Origin of the sequence: Janthinobacterium sp. J1-1, assembly GCF_030944405.1 — a bacterium.
GTDB lineage: Bacteria > Pseudomonadota > Gammaproteobacteria > Burkholderiales > Burkholderiaceae_D > Janthinobacterium.
In genome coordinates this window covers 256,300-270,912 of the sequence record NZ_CP132339.1, presented here as the reverse complement: position 1 = coordinate 270,912, position 14,613 = coordinate 256,300, and the positions used below count along the sequence as shown (strand labels likewise).

Below are 14,613 nucleotides of genomic sequence, written 5' to 3'. Positions count from 1 at the left end.
AGGGAAGTGGAAATCGCGTTCACGCGGCGCTCCTTGATGAGGGTTGCAGCATGGCCAGCGGCAGGATCTGGCGCCCGGCCTTTTTATTGCCGCGTGCATTGATCAGGACGGCCGTCAGGATCACGATGCCCGTCAGCGCGCTCTGCCAGAATGGAGAGACCTTGATGATCGGCAAGGCGTTGTTGATCACGGACAGGAACAGCGCGCCCAGTACCGCGCCGGCCACCGTGCCAGCGCCGCCGGCGATGCTGATGCCACCGATCACGCAGGCGGCGATCACGGTAAATTCAAAACCATAGGCAATTTCCGAATACGCGACCGCATAACGGGCCACCCACAGATAGCCGCACAGGCCGGCCATCATGCCCGACAGGCCATAGGTCCAGAACAGCCGGCGCGCCGTCGAGATGCCGACATAGCGGGCCGCCAGCGGCTGGTTGCCGATCGCATACAGGTCGCGTCCGAAACGGGTGTAGCGCGCCAGCAGCCAGGTGGCGATGATGGTGGCGGCCGCGATCCACACCAGGTGCGTGATGCCGAACAAATGGCTCAATGGAAAGGCGATAAAGTTGGCCGGCATCTGGTGCGACGAGACCCAGGCGCCGCCGGACAAGACGAACACCAGGCCGCGGTACACGCTCATGGTGCCCAACGTCACGACGATGGGCGGCAGGTCCAGGTAGCCGATCAGATAGCCGTTGACCAGGCCCAGCAGCAGGCCGATGACCACCGCCACCAGCATCACCAGCACCAGGGGCAGCTCGGGATAATTGACGGCCAGCAGCGCCGCCATCATGCCGGACAGGGCCAGGTTGGACGCCACGGACAGATCGATGCCGCGCGTGACGATGACGAACATCTGCGTCAGCGCCAGCATGATCAACAAGGTGCTGTCGGTCAGCAGGTTGGCCAGGCTGCCCGGCGTCAAAAAGACGGGCGCGCGCAGGCCCACGGCGCCGGCCAGCAGCACGATCAGCAGCGCCAGCTGGACTTCGCGTTGTTTCAGGTAGTGCATATGAGTTCCTCGTTGGTATGCGCGCTGCCGGACGCGGCGGCGACCACTTTTTCCGGCGTCGCCTGGGCGCGGGGCAACACGCAATTGATATGGCCCTGGTGCATCACCACCACGCGGTCGGCCATGCCGAGTACTTCCGGCAATTCCGACGACACCAGGATCACCGACAGGCCTTGCGTCACCAGCTCGCTGATAAAACGGTGCACGGCCGCCTTCGAGCCGATATCGATGCCCTTGGTCGGCTCATCGAGAATGATGACCTTGGGTTTGGTGGCCAGCCATTTGGCCAGCACCACTTTCTGCTGGTTGCCACCCGACAGTTCCGACACCATCTGCGTGAAGTGGTGCGCCTTCAGTTCCAGCTGTTCGCTGAACTGGCGCGCAATCGCCGTTTCACGCGAACGCTTGCTGCGCAGGAAAAAGCCGATGCCGTCCAGGATCGGCAAGGTAATGTTCTGCACGATGGACAGCGACAGGTGCGCGCCCTGGTGCTGGCGGTCTTCCGGCACATAGGCGATGCCGTGTTTGATGGCGTCGCTGGCGCTGCGGATCGCCACTTCCTTGCCGGCAATTTTGACTTTACCGGTCACGCCCTGCGTGAGGCCGAACAGCGCCTGCATCACCTCGGAGCGGCCGGCGCCCACCAGGCCGTAGAAGCCGACGATCTCTCCCTGCTGCACCGAAAAACTGATATCGCGAAATTCGGTCGGATGACAGAACTGCGACACTTCCAGCAGGGTCGCTCCCAGCGCTACCTCGACCTTGGGAAATACCTGGTGAATCGCGCGCCCCACCATCAGCGACACCAGCTGCGGTTCGCTGATGTCGGCCAGCTGGCCGGCGGCGACAAAATGGCCGTCGCGCAGCACCGTATAGCTGTCGGCGACGGCGAAGATTTCATCGAATTTGTGCGAGATGAAAATGACCGCCGTGCCGGCCGCGCGCAGCTGGCCGATGATGCGGTACAGCTCGTGGATTTCGCGCTGCGACAGCGAGGCCGTCGGCTCGTCCATGATCACCACGCGCGCGTCCTGCGACAGGGCGCGGGCGATCTCCACAAAATGGCGCTGCGCCACGCTCAGGTCCTTGACCCTGGCCAGGACCGGCAGCTGCACTTCCAGCCGCGCGAAGATCGCTTCGGCCTGGCTGGCCATCAGCGCCCAGTCGATGCGGGCCGGATAGCCGGTCTGCGGCTGGCGCCCGATATAGATGTTTTCGGCCACCGTCAGTTCGTCGAACATCACGGTTTCCTGGTGCACGGCGGTAATGCCGGCATCCATTGCGTCTTGCGGGCTGGCAAACAGCACGCGCTGGCCGTTCACTTCGATATGGCCGGCGTCCGGTTGATAAATGCCGGTCAGCGTCTTGACCAGGGTCGACTTGCCGGCGCCGTTCTCGCCGATCAGCGCCATCACTTCACCGGCGCGCACCGTCAGCGCCACGTCTTTCAGCGCGGTGACGCCATGGAAATGCTTGCAGATGCCGTGCAGGCGCAATACCGGCGCGTCCATCTGCGAAATTGGGGGATTCTGTGACATAGCCATTCACACTTGAGAGATATTCGTAGGTCGGGTTAGGCCGAAGGCCGTAACCCGACAACATTGTTGACATCGCAGGTGTTGTCGGATTACGGCGCCACGCGCCTAATCCGACCTACTTAGAAAATCTTCGAGAACTTGTCGACGTTATCCTTGTCATAGGTGAACGGTGGCGCCAGCGCCGCTTCGCCCGCCGCATCGACGGTCAGCTTGCCCATGCGGCCCACGGCGATCGATTCGCCGGCCTTGCCGGTGGCTTTGCCAATAACAAATTGATGCGCGGCATAGGTGGCGGCGTAGCCCAGGTCGATCGGATTCCAGATCGCGAAGCTTTTCACGGCGCCGCTTTTCACGTGGCCGGCCATTTCCGATGGCAGGCCCAGGCCCGTCACATACACTTTGCCGACCAGTTTTTCATCGACCACGGCCTTGCCGGCCGCATTGATGCCGACCGTGGTCGGGGCGATGATGGCTTTCAGGTTCGGGTTGCTGCGGAGCAAACCAATCGCTTCGCGGTAGCTTTTGTCGGACTGGTCGTCGCCATACACGGTCGATACCAGTTTGATTTTCGAATACGCGGGCTGGGCCAGCGTTTTCTTCATTTCGCCGATCCAGATATTCTGGTTGGTCGCTTGCGCGGTGGCCGACAGGATGGCGATTTCACCGGCGCCGCCGATGGCGTCGGACGCCATCTCGATCTGCTTCTGGCCGATCAGGGCCGGGCTCGATGGATTGAGTTGCATCAGGCGGCCGTCCTTGGCCAGGCCGCTGTCGAAGGAAATGACCTTGATGCCGCGCTGCATGGCTTTCTTGGTGATCGGCACCAGCGCATTGGCGTCGTTGGCGGAAATGACGATGGCCTTGACCTTCTGGCTGATCAGGGAACTGATGATTTCGATCTGGCCTTCGGCCGTCGCCGTGGTCGGGCCCGTGTAGATGATTTCCACATCGCCCAGCTGCTTGGCCGCTTCGTTCGCGCCTTCGTGGGCGGCGTCGAAAAAGCCGTTGCCCAGGTTCTTCACCACCATCGCGATCTTGATTTTTTCCGCCGCCTGGGCGCCGGTGGCCAGGCAGGCCATCATGCAGGTACCGAGCACCGCCACCATCATTTTGTTCATCTTCATGCCACGTCTCCTTTTATTATTGATGTGGCGGTAGACACCATGTCCCCTGCCATCTTGTTATTGGTTTTTAGTTGACTTGCCATTCCGGTTCCGCCGGCAGCAGGGTCGATTCCGGCATCGGCTCGGGCGCCACCGTGAGCACTTTCACGCCCGACTGTTCCAGCATCTGCACGGCCGCATCCGACGCGCCCGTGTCCGTGATGACGCAGGACACGCGGTTCAGGCCGCACAGGATCAGCCCGGCCTTGCGCGCAAACTTGCTGCTGTCGGCCAGCACGATCAGTTCTTCGGCCTGGCTGATCAATCGCTTCTCGGCCTGGATCAGCATCGGGTCCGCTTCCATCAGGCCCAGCATCGACAGGCCGTACACGCCCATGAACATTTTCCCGGCGTAATGGTGCTGGCTGATATCGTTGTCGAAGGGGCTCAAAATGACGTTCTGCTCGCGGTAGACTTTGCCGCCCGGCAGGATGATTTCATTCTCGCTCGTCATCAGGAGGCGCTCGGCCATCATGAAGGAATTGGTGAGGATTTTCAGGCGCTTGTCGACCAGAAATTCCACCATGCGATAGGTGGTGGTGCCGCCATTGATGATGATGGTGTCGCCGTCCGCGCACAGGCCGCAGGCGTGCCTGGCAATCGCGCGTTTCTGTGCGGCGCAGCGGTCGATATTGTTCTGGAATGTCTCGCCCGACAGCGCAAAGGTACGCTGTTTTTTTTGCGGCAGGCTTTCCGCGCCGCCACGGGTGCGCACCAGCAGATTGCGCTCGGCCAGCCAGGCGATATCGCGCCGCACGGTGGCCGGCGACGAATTGAGCCAGCCGACCAATTGGTCGACGCTCGCCGTGGTGTGCTCGGCGAGTAACTTCAACAGCCCTTTGCGGCGTTTGTGATTGATCACGTTGTCTCCTCTTGAGTCATCTCCTTGGCGGCTGCGGCGCGGTGCGCAAAGGCCAGGGACGACTTCTTTATCGGTGAGCCAGCCTAAGCAGTTGAGCAGTCCATGTCAACAATCAATCAATCAACATGGTGATTATTTGGCGATCGCGCAAATGGGTGATCGGGGTTCCGATCAACATGATGATTATTTGCGTTTCTCTCACCGTTTTGATTGCTTGTTGATTGACATGACCAGGCCACTGATTTCTACTGAGCGCTGCTGCCGTCATGGCGTTCCGCACACAGATGCGGCCATGGCAATGGGCACACATAACCAATAATGGAGACACTGTATGACCGCCACGATGGACACCAAATCGCCCGCGCCCATGGCTTCGCTGTGGGACGACGCGCACGCCGCAACCTTGAGCGAACCGGAACTGCTGCTGTACCGCTCGAACCTGCTCGGTTCGGACATGCGCATCACCAACTTTGGCGGCGGCAATACCTCGGCCAAGATCACCATGACCGACCCGCTGACGGGTACCGAAGCCGAAGTGCTGTGGGTGAAAGGTTCCGGCGGCGACCTGGGCAGCATCAAGCTCGACGGCTTTTCCACCCTGTACATGGACAAGCTGAACGCATTGAAAGGCCGTTACCGGGGCCTGGCGCTGGAAGACGAGATGGTGGCCTATCTGCCGCACTGCACCTTCAACCTGAACCCGCGCGCGGCCAGCATCGATACCCCGCTGCACGCGTATATCGCGCGCAAGCATGTCGACCATATGCACCCCGACGCGGTGATCGCGATCGCCGCCTGCGCCAACAGCCGCGCGCTCACGCAAAAGATCTTCGAAGGCGAACTGGGCTGGCTGCCATGGCAGCGCCCCGGCTACGACCTGGGCCTGAAACTGGAAGCCGTGTCGCAGGCGCAGCCGAACCTGAAAGGCATTATCCTCGAAGGCCACGGCCTGTTTACCTGGGGCGACACGGCCAAGTCCTGCTATGAAGTGACCCTGGCCATCATCAAGCGCGCCGAAGACTGGCTGGCGGCGAACACCAAACAACCGGCATTCGGCGGCGCCAAGGTCGCACCGCTGCCGTCGGAAGAACGCGCCGCGCTGGCGCAGCGCCTGATGCCACTGCTGCGCGGCAAGATCAGCCAGGACGAATACAAGCTCGGCCACTTCGACGACAGCGCCAATGTGCTCGATTTTGTCTGCAGCAATGACTTGCTGCCGCTGGCCGCGCTCGGCACCTCCTGCCCCGATCACTTTTTGCGCACCAAGATCCGCCCGTTCGTGATCGATTTTGATCCCGCCAGCCCCGATTTTGATCGCTTGGTGGCGGGCCTGGACGAGGCGCTGGCCGCCTACCGCGAGGACTATATCGCCTACTACACGCGCTGCAAGCACGACAACAGCCCGGCCGTGCGCGACGCGAACCCCATCATCTATCTGATCCCCGGCGTGGGCATGCTGTCGTTCGCCAAGGACAAGGCGACGGCGCGCATCGCCGGCGAGTTCTATGTCAATGCGATCAACGTGATGCGCGGCGCCAATGGCGTCGACACCTATGTGGGCCTGCCGGAACAGGAAGCGTTCGATATCGAATACTGGCTGCTGGAAGAAGCCAAGCTGCAGCGCATGCCGAAACCGAAAAGCCTGGCCGGCCGTATCGCCCTGGTGACGGGCGGCGGCGGCGGCATCGGCCAGGCCGTGGCCCGCCAGCTGCTGCAGGAAGGCGCGTGCGTGATGCTGACCGATATCGATGGCGGCGCCCTGGAAGAAGCCGAGCAGAACCTGCTCAAGGTAGCTGGCCGCGACAATATCGCCACCGTGCGCGCCAATATCACGGGTGAGCAGGAGGTGGAATCCATCCTGAACGCCACCGCGCTGCGCTTTGGCGGCGTCGACCTGCTGGTGTCGAACGCGGGCATCGCCTCGTCCGCGCCGGTGGAAGACACGACCCTGGAAATGTGGGAGCGCAACCAGTCGATTCTGGTCACCGGCTACTTCCTCGTCAGCCGCGCCGCCTTCCGCATCATGAAGCAGCAGCAACTGGGCGGCAGCATGGTATATGTGGCCAGCAAGAACGGCCTGGTGGCCTCCGGTGGCGCCTCGGCCTATTGCACCGCCAAGGCGGCCGAGATCCACCTGGCGCGCTGCCTGGCCCTGGAAGGCGCGCCGCATGGCATCCGCGTCAATGTGGTCAATCCCGACGCCGTGATCCGCGGTTCGCGCATCTGGGACGGCAAGTGGAAGGAAGAGCGGGCCGCGTCGAACAAGATCGATTCGGACGATATCGAGGAATTCTATCGCCAGCGCAGCATGCTCAAACGCAGCGTGCTGCCGGAAGACATCGCCGAAGCCGTGTATTTCCTGTCCAGCGAAAAAGCCGCCAAGAGCACCGGCAATATCATCAATGTGGACGCCGGCAATGCGGCCGCGTTTACCCGATAATCCGCGATAATCAAGTCCTATAAAAAAGCAGCCGGCCGACGCGCCGCGCTGCGCACAAGGAGACAAACCATGAACACCATGATCAACGAAGGCCTGGTGGCCGAACACAATGCCAAACTGCAATCCAACCTCGACGCCGACTATGCGGCGCTGGCCGGCGTGCTGGAGCGGCGCGGCCAGGACATTGAAAAACTGACGGCGCTGGCGCAGACCTTTGCCGTGGCCGTGCCCACCTGGGGCGCCGGCACCGGCGGCACGCGCTTTGCCCGCTTCCCGGGCGTGGGCGAGCCGCGCAATATCTTTGAAAAGCTGGAAGACTGCGCCGTCATCAACCAGCTGACGCAAGCCACGCCGGCCGTCTCGCCGCATTTTCCATGGGACAAGGTCAGTGACACGGCCGCGTTGCGCGAAGTCGCCGAAGGCTACGGCCTGGGCTTTGACGCCGTCAACTCGAACACGTTTCAAGACCAACTGGGCCAGGCGCATACCTACAAGCACGGCAGCCTGACCTCGCAAAGCGCGGCAGTGCGCGCGCAGGCGGTCGAGCACAATATCGAGTGCATCGAACTGGGCCGTGCACTCGGTTCGAAAGCGCTGACGGTGTGGGTCGGTGACGGCGCCAACTTCCCCGGCCAGCATAACCTGCGCGGCGCGCTGGAGCGCTACTTGGACAGCATGCGCGACATCTACGGCGCCCTGCCCGCCGACTGGAATATTTTCATCGAGCACAAGCTGTTCGAGCCGGCCTTCTACGCCACCACGATCGCCGACTGGGGCACCAGCTTTGCCTGCGCCACCACCCTGGGACCGAAAGCCAAATGCCTGGTCGACCTGGGCCACCATGCGCCGAACACCAACATCGAAATGATCGTCGCGCGCCTGGCGCAGTTCGGCAAACTGGGCGGCTTCCATTTCAACGACAGCAAATACGGCGACGACGACCTCGATTCGGGCAGCATCAATCCGTTCCAGCTGTTCCTGGTCTTCAACGAACTGGCCGATGCGGCCGAGCGCGAAGGCAGCACCTTCAACCCAGCCTATATGCTGGACCAGTCGCACAATGTGACCGACCCGATCGAAAGCCTGATGAGCAGCGCCGTGGAAGTCCAGCGCGCCTTTATCCAGTCCGCGCTGGTCGACCGCGCCGGCCTGCGCCAGCTGCAGGAAAGCAATGACGTGCATGCCTCGGCGCAAGCCTTGAAACAGGCCTTCCGCACCGATGTCAGCGCCATCCTGGCCATGGCGCGCCTGCGTTCGGGCGCGGCCATCGATCCGGTCGCCTGCTACCGCAGCAGCGGCTACCGCGAAGCGCGCGGCGTGGCGCGCCCTCCCAAAGCCGGAGCGAGCAGCAGCGGTATTGTCTAAGTGAAATAGTCAAGGCGGCATGCAGTTTAAAGGCATGCCGCCAGGCAAGCAGGTAGAATGCCTGGCACTGGCGCAAGGGTGCGCCGCAACCAGGCCTACGCATGTCTTCTTTCTCTCCCGGCGCCCTGCTGCGCAATCTGAAACCCGATAACTTCACGATCGCCCTGCTGGTGACCGTCGCGCTGGCAAGCTTCCTGCCGTGTTCGGGCACCACTGCCGTGGTGTTCGGCCATGTCACCACGGTCGCCATCGGCCTGCTGTTTTTCCTGCACGGCGCCAAGCTGTCGCGCGAAGCGGTGGTGGCCGGCGCCCTGCACTGGCGCTTGCACCTGCTGGTGCTGGCCAGTACCTTTGTCATGTTCCCCCTGCTGGGCCTGGCGCTGCGTCCGCTGGCCCTGACTTTCCTCACGCCCGACCTGTACATGGGCATTCTGTTCCTGTGCGCCTTGCCGTCCACCGTGCAGTCCTCGATCGCCATGACGGCCATGGCGCGCGGCAACGTTCCCGCCGCCATCTGCAGCGCTTCGGCCTCGAACTTTATCGGCATTTTCCTGGCGCCCATCCTGGTGGGCCTGCTGGTGGCGAAAGGCGCGGAAAGCAAATCGTCCGTCGACGCCGTGCTGTCGATCGTGATGCAGCTGCTGCTGCCCTTCCTGGCCGGCCAGTTCCTGCGCCGCTGGATCGGCCGCTGGGTCGACCGCCACAAGGCCACCCTGAAATACGTCGACCAGGGCTCGATTTTGCTGGTGGTCTACACGGCCTTCAGCGAAGCGGTCAATGAAGGCATCTGGCACACCCTGTCGGTCGAAACCCTGGTGGCCCTGGGCCTGATCAGCCTGCTGCTGCTGGCGCTGGTGCTGGGCATTTCCACCTTTGTCAGTCGCCGCCTGGGCTTTTCCAAGGAAGACGAAATCGCCATCGTCTTTTGCGGCTCCAAGAAAAGCCTGGCCAGCGGCGTGCCGATGGCCAAGGTACTGTTTTCCACCCGCTCGCTGGGCATGGTGATCCTGCCGCTGATGCTGTTCCACCAGATCCAGCTGATGGTGTGCGCGGTGATTGCGCAGCGGTATGCGCGCAGGGATGAGGAGAAAGAAGTGCCGGTGTCTACCTTGTAAAGAAAGGCGCTGCGAAGTGAGTGCGTGATGTCATGTCGGCACTTCCCAATGGCCGCCCTTCTGAGGGCCAATATATTTCAGCTTGCCATCCTTGACGAGCTTTGCGCTGGCCCGCTGGACCGCACTGAGCGATTTGCCGATCCGGGCCGCCACTTCGGCCAGCGTCATGTCCGGGTTAGCCGCAAGATATTGCAGGATTGCTTCTGATGTTTTAACCGGCGTTTTAACTGGCGTTTTAACCGGCGTTTTAACCGGCGTTTTTTCACCGACGCCGTACACCGGCGATGCATTTGTCGATGCAAGCAAAGGAAACGGAAACTCCACCCAGAATGCCGCGCTGTCACAATCGAATCTCGGTACCGGACTGGCCTCGGCCACACATGCCCGGCGAATCAGGTCGATGCCACGGCCCCACGATTCGATCAAGCCGGCCAGGAACAAGGTGCGGGCAATGTCCGGGTTGGCGGGCTGCGACGAGTGCTTGCTTATCAGGCGCGTCAGCGACCAGTCAGGCGGCAACTGGCCGGCGTTCCAGATGATCAGCTTGTGATCGTACACGCTGATCTGCGTCGGAATCGCGGCGCCATAGTCCTTGTGCGCAATGGCATTGATCACGGCCTCGCGCAAGGCTGCCTCAGGCACCGGCAAGCGCTCCATGCGTTGCGCGCCTTGGTAGGAAATTCCGGCGCGAAGGTATTTGGTCTGCAGCAGCTCGAGCGTTTTTTCCACCTGCGTGAACAGATCGCCCTCGATCACATCCTGGTAAAGCAAGTCGGAGTCGGTACGGAAGAAACCGATCTTCACGCAGGCACCGGTGGTGAACTTCTCGGGATCGGCATGAAACAGCAAGGTCGCCGCCCGCTTGAGATACTGCCCTTCGGTCAGGTGCAGCTTGTCAAGCAGCGCGGCATCATCCTAGACCAATGCCTCCGCGCTCAGGCGGCCGCTTCTCGCCGCCAGCTTGCGAAACGCCAGCATGGCGCGTGGCGCCAGATCGGTCATCGCCACATGCGGCACTGGTACGCCATCCCAATGTCTGCCTAGTTTGCGCAGAAGAAAACGATCGAGTGCCGCGCCACGCAACTCCTGCTTGGTACTGCCGCTGCGCACGTGGTATTCACCCTTGTAGCTGATTGGACTCGGGTAGGCCTCGACCACGATCTCCAGCCAGTCTCGCCCGGCCTGCGTGTGCAAATTGACCGCCACCACAATACCCAGAATATCGCGTACCTTGTTGGGGATGTCCACCAGCAGCTTGGCCGCGTTGTCGACCCCCACCACCTTGCCGCTGTCGTTCTTGCCGATCTCCAGCGTACCACCCTCTGCATTGGCGAAGCCGCAGATCCATCGCAGGTAGTCATCCCGCCAGGACTGCTTCCATTCGATGTTCTGGGATTCTTTCATGCCAGGCGATCCTTCCGGTCAGCAACTCCCGCAGCAGGCGCTGTTTGAGAGCGCAGGTTTTGTCACCGCTCTCAATGAACGCTATCATCATCAATAATAATGTCAATACAAATTTGTTGTTCAAGCGGGAGCGACCGGCCCTTTGCCGTCGATCAGCCGCAATGCCTGCCGCAGCCCTTCGACAATCACCCGATACGCCTGCCCCCTGGCCTCCTCATCCGGCGCCCGCAGCACATACGACGGGTGATACACGGTCACCACCCAGCGGCCGTCATGCTGAATCGGCGTGCCGATCAGCGGCGTCATGGTGGCCGAGCCATCCTGCAATATCGACTTCAAGGCCGTGCTGCCCAGCGCCACGATCACTTGCGGTTTTACACTGGCCAGTTCCTGTTCCAGCCAGTCATGGCAGGCGGCGATTTCGCGTTGTGCTGGCGTCTTGTGCAGGCGGCGCTTGCCGCGTGGTTCCCATTTGAAATGCTTGACGGCGTTGGTCAGATAAATGCTGTCGCGCGCCACGCCCGCCTCCAGCATGGCGCGCTCCAGCACCGCGCCGGCCGGGCCGACAAACGGCAAGCCGGCCAGGTCTTCCTGGTCGCCCGGTTGTTCGCCGACCAGCATGATGGCCGCTTGCGCGGGACCGACGCCGGGCACGGCCTGGGTGGCGCTTTTCCACAGTTCGCAGCGGCGGCACTGGTCCAGCGTGGTGGGCAGTTCGCGCGCGGGCTGGGCGCGTTCGGCGGAGATCGGGATCATCGCTGCGCCGCTGCGCTGGCCGACGGTGGCGGTCTGGCCCGTGCGGCGCTCGCCGTTGGCGGCGCTGCTGACCATGGCGGGCACGATGGCGCCTTCCGGCAGATTTTTCCAGAAGCGCGAGGGGATATGGCTGCGCAGCAGGTCGGCATTCAGGCGCGCGGGGTTGAAGATGCTGCGGTAGTAGGTCAGCCACAGCGCTTCGCCGGCGTCGTCGATATCGGCCGGGCCGCGCTCGGCCGCGCCGCGCATCAGGGCCGGGCCGGCGTGCAGGGTTGTGCCGTCCCACAGCATGGTGGCGGTCGGCGTGGCGATCATCCAGCTGATGGGGCCCATGCGGCGCGCGAAGTGGCGCGCCACTTGCGGCAGCACGTCGTGCACGGGCTCGAACCAGGCCACGAAACGCGGCGCACCCTGCGCTTCTTCGCGCTCGCGGAAACGCACATAGGCGTGCATGTCGTGCTCTTCGCGGCGCACGGCCTTGGCCATGCCGTGCAAGCGCGCGCCATCCGCATCGGCCGGCGAGATCACATCGTGCTGGCCCTGCTGCCAGCGCCACAGCACCTGATATAAAAACGCCCAGCGATCCTGCACATTGAAGCAGGCGGCGCTTTCCAGCAGTTCCACCAGGGATCGCGGCAGGCGCAGCGGCGGCGCGCTGGTATCGGTTGCGTCCGGTGTTGACGAAAACAGGTCGCCGTCGCCGGGCTGCGATTGCCAGGCGATATGGACTGGCGCCACGCCAAGCGCGATCAGCTCCCGCGCTGCAGCACGCCACTCGCCGAACGACTGCGCCAGCCGCACGACCTGGTTCATGCCGCCTGCAGCTCCGGCCACAAGTTCATCTGCTGCGGCGCTTCCGTCATGGCGCGGCGCAGGTTTTCGGAGGTGGTGGTGTCGCGCGCGGGAAAGTAGTCGGCCGTGATGATAAAGGGAGAGATCTTTTTCATGCTGCAGCGCAGGCGCGACAGGTCGGCGTAGCGCACCTGGCGCAGGCGGCGCAGATCGACGATGCGCTGCGCGTTGCGCAGGCCGATGCCAGGCACGCGCGCGATCATGTGCAGCGCGGCGCGGTTCAGGTCCATCGGAAAATGCTCGCGGTGCGCCAGCGCCCAGGCCAGTTTCGGGTCGATATCGAGCGCCAGGTTGCCACCGCTGGCGGGCAGCAGTTCGCTGGCCTGGAAGCCGTAGCTGCGCAGCAAAAAGTCGGCTTGATATAACCTGTGTTCGCGCAGCATCGGCGGCGGCGCCAGCGGCACGCTTTTCGGGCTGTCGGGAATCGGACTGAAGGCCGAGTAATACACGCGCTTGAGTTTATAGCTGCCGTACAGGGTCTCGGCCGTGTTGAGGATCTGCTGGTCGTCGCTGGCGTCGGCGCCGACGATCATCTGCGTGCTCTGGCCGGCCGGCGCGAAACGGGGTGACTTCGGTTCCTCGGCTTTTTCATCGAGCTTGCGGCGGATCGAGCCCATCGCCAGCTTGATGGTGTGCACGCTTTTTTCGGGCGCCAGCTTCTGCACGCTGTCCTGGGTCGGCAGTTCGATATTGACGCTGAGGCGGTCGGCATAGCGGCCCGCCTGTTCGATCAGGGCCGGGTCGGCGTCGGGGATGGTTTTCAGGTGGATATAGCCGCGGAACTGGTGCACCTCGCGCAGCTCGCGCGCCACCTGCACCAGCTGCTCCATCGTGTAGTCGGCCGACTGGATGATGCCGGAACTGAGGAACAGGCCGTCGATGTAGTTGCGCAGGTAAAAGTCGGCCGTCAGTTTCACCACTTCGGCCACCGTGAAGCGGGCGCGCGGCACGTTCGAGGTGCGGCGGTTGACGCAGTACTGGCAGTCGTACAGGCAGTAATTGGTCAACAGGATCTTCAGCAGCGACACGCAGCGCCCGTCCGGCGTATAGCTGTGGCAGATGCCCATGCCCGAGGTGGCGCCAAAGCCGTCCTTGCCGATCGAGTGGCGCTTGGGCGCACCGCTGCTGGCGCAGGACGCGTCGTACTTGGCCGCATCGGCCAGGATTTCCAGCTTGTCCGTCAATTCCATGGGGCACCTCAATACTGTATGTATATACAGTATATCAGGGATGGCCGGCTAACGCCTGCTTGATCCATGCAATGGCAAGACGCTATATATCCGTGTATATTACGCTTCTGTTGATTGCTCACTCTCAAGGATATGACCATGCGCCTGACCTCTGCTGCCCGCCTTCTTGCCGCCGCTTTTTTCATGACCACTGCCGCTACCTCCGCCATGGCCGGCGAAGTGGTGGTGTCGGCTGCGGCCAGCCTGACGAACGCCTTCAAGGATGCGGCGCAAAGCTATGAGGCGCAGTATCCGGGCAGCAAGGTCTCCTTGAACTTCGCCGCTTCGGGTGTACTACTGCAGCAGATCGTCAAGGGCGCGCCGGTCGACGTGTTTGCCTCGGCCGACCAGGAAACCATGGACACGGCGCAAAAAGAAGGCCTGGTGCTGCCAGCCGACCGCCATGATTTCGTCAGCAACAGCCTGGTGCTGATCGTGCCGTCGGACAGCAAGCTCGGACTCAGGAACCTGAATGACCTGACGCAGAAAAGCGTGACGCGCGTGGCGATCGCCAATCCGGCCAGCGTGCCGGTGGGCCGCTATTCGGAAGGCGCGCTGAAAAAGGCGAATCTGTGGGACGGCGTGCAGGCCAAGGCCATCAGCACGCAGAATGTGCGCCAGTCGCTCGACTATGTGGCGCGTGGCGAAGTCGATGCGGGCTTTGTGTACGGCACCGACGCGGCCATCATGAAAGACAAGGTCAAGGTGGTGTTCGAGGTGCCGCTGGAAGCGCCGGTGCTGTACCCGATCGCCACCATCAAGGGCAGCGCCAATGCGGCCGAGGCCAAACGCTTTGTCAGCTATCTGCAAACGGCGCCGGCGCAAGCCATCCTGGCCAAATACGGATTCAAAAAACCATAAGCTGATCGCACCG

13 protein-coding genes are annotated in these 14,613 nt (G+C 62.5%); 4 read left to right on the top strand and 9 right to left on the bottom strand.

All coding sequences use genetic code 11. The features are described 5' to 3' along the window. Positions 1–19: 19 nt before the first annotated feature. The 5 genes from Q8L25_RS01185 to Q8L25_RS01165 form a co-directional block, all read right to left on the bottom strand. Positions 20–1,015 carry an ABC transporter permease gene (locus Q8L25_RS01185; protein WP_308923175.1) on the bottom strand — a complete coding sequence of 332 codons (996 nt, stop codon included), beginning with the start codon at positions 1,013–1,015 and terminating at the stop codon, positions 20–22. Further along, positions 1,003–2,553 (bottom strand): sugar ABC transporter ATP-binding protein, encoded by a 1,551-nt coding sequence (locus Q8L25_RS01180; RefSeq protein ID WP_308923174.1) that lies wholly within the window; start codon positions 2,551–2,553, stop codon positions 1,003–1,005. Before Q8L25_RS01180 ends, Q8L25_RS01185 begins: the two co-directional genes overlap by 13 nt. 119 nt (positions 2,554–2,672) lie before the next feature. Beyond that, a complete protein-coding gene (rhaS, locus tag Q8L25_RS01175) occupies positions 2,673–3,671 on the bottom strand; it encodes a rhamnose ABC transporter substrate-binding protein (RefSeq protein ID WP_374694282.1) in 999 nt (332 codons plus the stop codon). A 73-nt stretch (positions 3,672–3,744) separates the two neighbouring features. Beyond that, positions 3,745–4,578: a DeoR/GlpR family DNA-binding transcription regulator gene (locus Q8L25_RS01170; protein ID WP_308923173.1), complete on the bottom strand. Its 834-nt coding sequence runs from the start codon at positions 4,576–4,578 to the stop codon at positions 3,745–3,747. 112 nt (positions 4,579–4,690) lie between these two features. Beyond that, complete coding sequence (locus Q8L25_RS01165) at positions 4,691–4,846, bottom strand: hypothetical protein (RefSeq protein WP_308923172.1); 156 nt, start codon at positions 4,844–4,846, stop codon at positions 4,691–4,693. A gap of 63 nt (positions 4,847–4,909) precedes the next feature. On the opposite strand from Q8L25_RS01165, the gene Q8L25_RS01160 reads away from it, so the two are divergent. The 3 genes from Q8L25_RS01160 (at position 4,910) to Q8L25_RS01150 (ending at position 9,498) form a co-directional block, all read left to right on the top strand. Next, on the top strand, positions 4,910–7,018 hold the full coding sequence (locus tag Q8L25_RS01160; protein ID WP_308923171.1) for a bifunctional rhamnulose-1-phosphate aldolase/short-chain dehydrogenase: 2,109 nt from the start codon (positions 4,910–4,912) through the stop codon (positions 7,016–7,018). Between the two features lie 69 nt (positions 7,019–7,087). Further along, positions 7,088–8,383, top strand: a complete 1,296-nt coding sequence (gene rhaI, locus Q8L25_RS01155) for an L-rhamnose catabolism isomerase (protein WP_308923170.1) — start codon at positions 7,088–7,090, stop codon at positions 8,381–8,383. Positions 8,384–8,484: 101 nt separating this feature from the next. After that, complete coding sequence (locus Q8L25_RS01150) at positions 8,485–9,498, top strand: bile acid:sodium symporter family protein (RefSeq protein ID WP_308923169.1); 1,014 nt, start codon at positions 8,485–8,487, stop codon at positions 9,496–9,498. Positions 9,499–9,528: 30 nt separating this feature from the next. Here the strand turns inward: Q8L25_RS01150 and Q8L25_RS01145 are convergent, their stop codons facing one another. The 4 genes from Q8L25_RS01145 to Q8L25_RS01130 form a co-directional block, all read right to left on the bottom strand. Continuing rightward, positions 9,529–10,347: an ATP-binding protein gene (locus Q8L25_RS01145; RefSeq protein ID WP_308923168.1), complete on the bottom strand. Its 819-nt coding sequence runs from the start codon at positions 10,345–10,347 to the stop codon at positions 9,529–9,531. A 66-nt stretch (positions 10,348–10,413) separates the two neighbouring features. Continuing rightward, complete coding sequence (locus Q8L25_RS01140; RefSeq protein ID WP_308923167.1) at positions 10,414–10,902, bottom strand: ATP-binding protein; 489 nt, start codon at positions 10,900–10,902, stop codon at positions 10,414–10,416. A 120-nt stretch (positions 10,903–11,022) separates the two neighbouring features. Beyond that, positions 11,023–12,471, bottom strand: coding sequence for a UdgX family uracil-DNA binding protein (locus tag Q8L25_RS01135; RefSeq protein ID WP_308923166.1), 1,449 nt, complete (start codon positions 12,469–12,471; stop codon positions 11,023–11,025). Next, positions 12,468–13,700: a putative DNA modification/repair radical SAM protein gene (locus tag Q8L25_RS01130; protein WP_308923165.1), complete on the bottom strand. Its 1,233-nt coding sequence runs from the start codon at positions 13,698–13,700 to the stop codon at positions 12,468–12,470. The genes Q8L25_RS01135 and Q8L25_RS01130 overlap by 4 nt, the downstream gene beginning before the upstream one ends. A 138-nt stretch (positions 13,701–13,838) precedes the next feature. Between Q8L25_RS01130 and modA the strand changes: the two genes are divergently transcribed. Then, entirely contained in the window at positions 13,839–14,600 is a 762-nt protein-coding gene (modA, locus tag Q8L25_RS01125) for a molybdate ABC transporter substrate-binding protein (RefSeq protein WP_308923164.1), read from the top strand. The last annotated feature ends 13 nt before the right edge of the window (positions 14,601–14,613 follow it).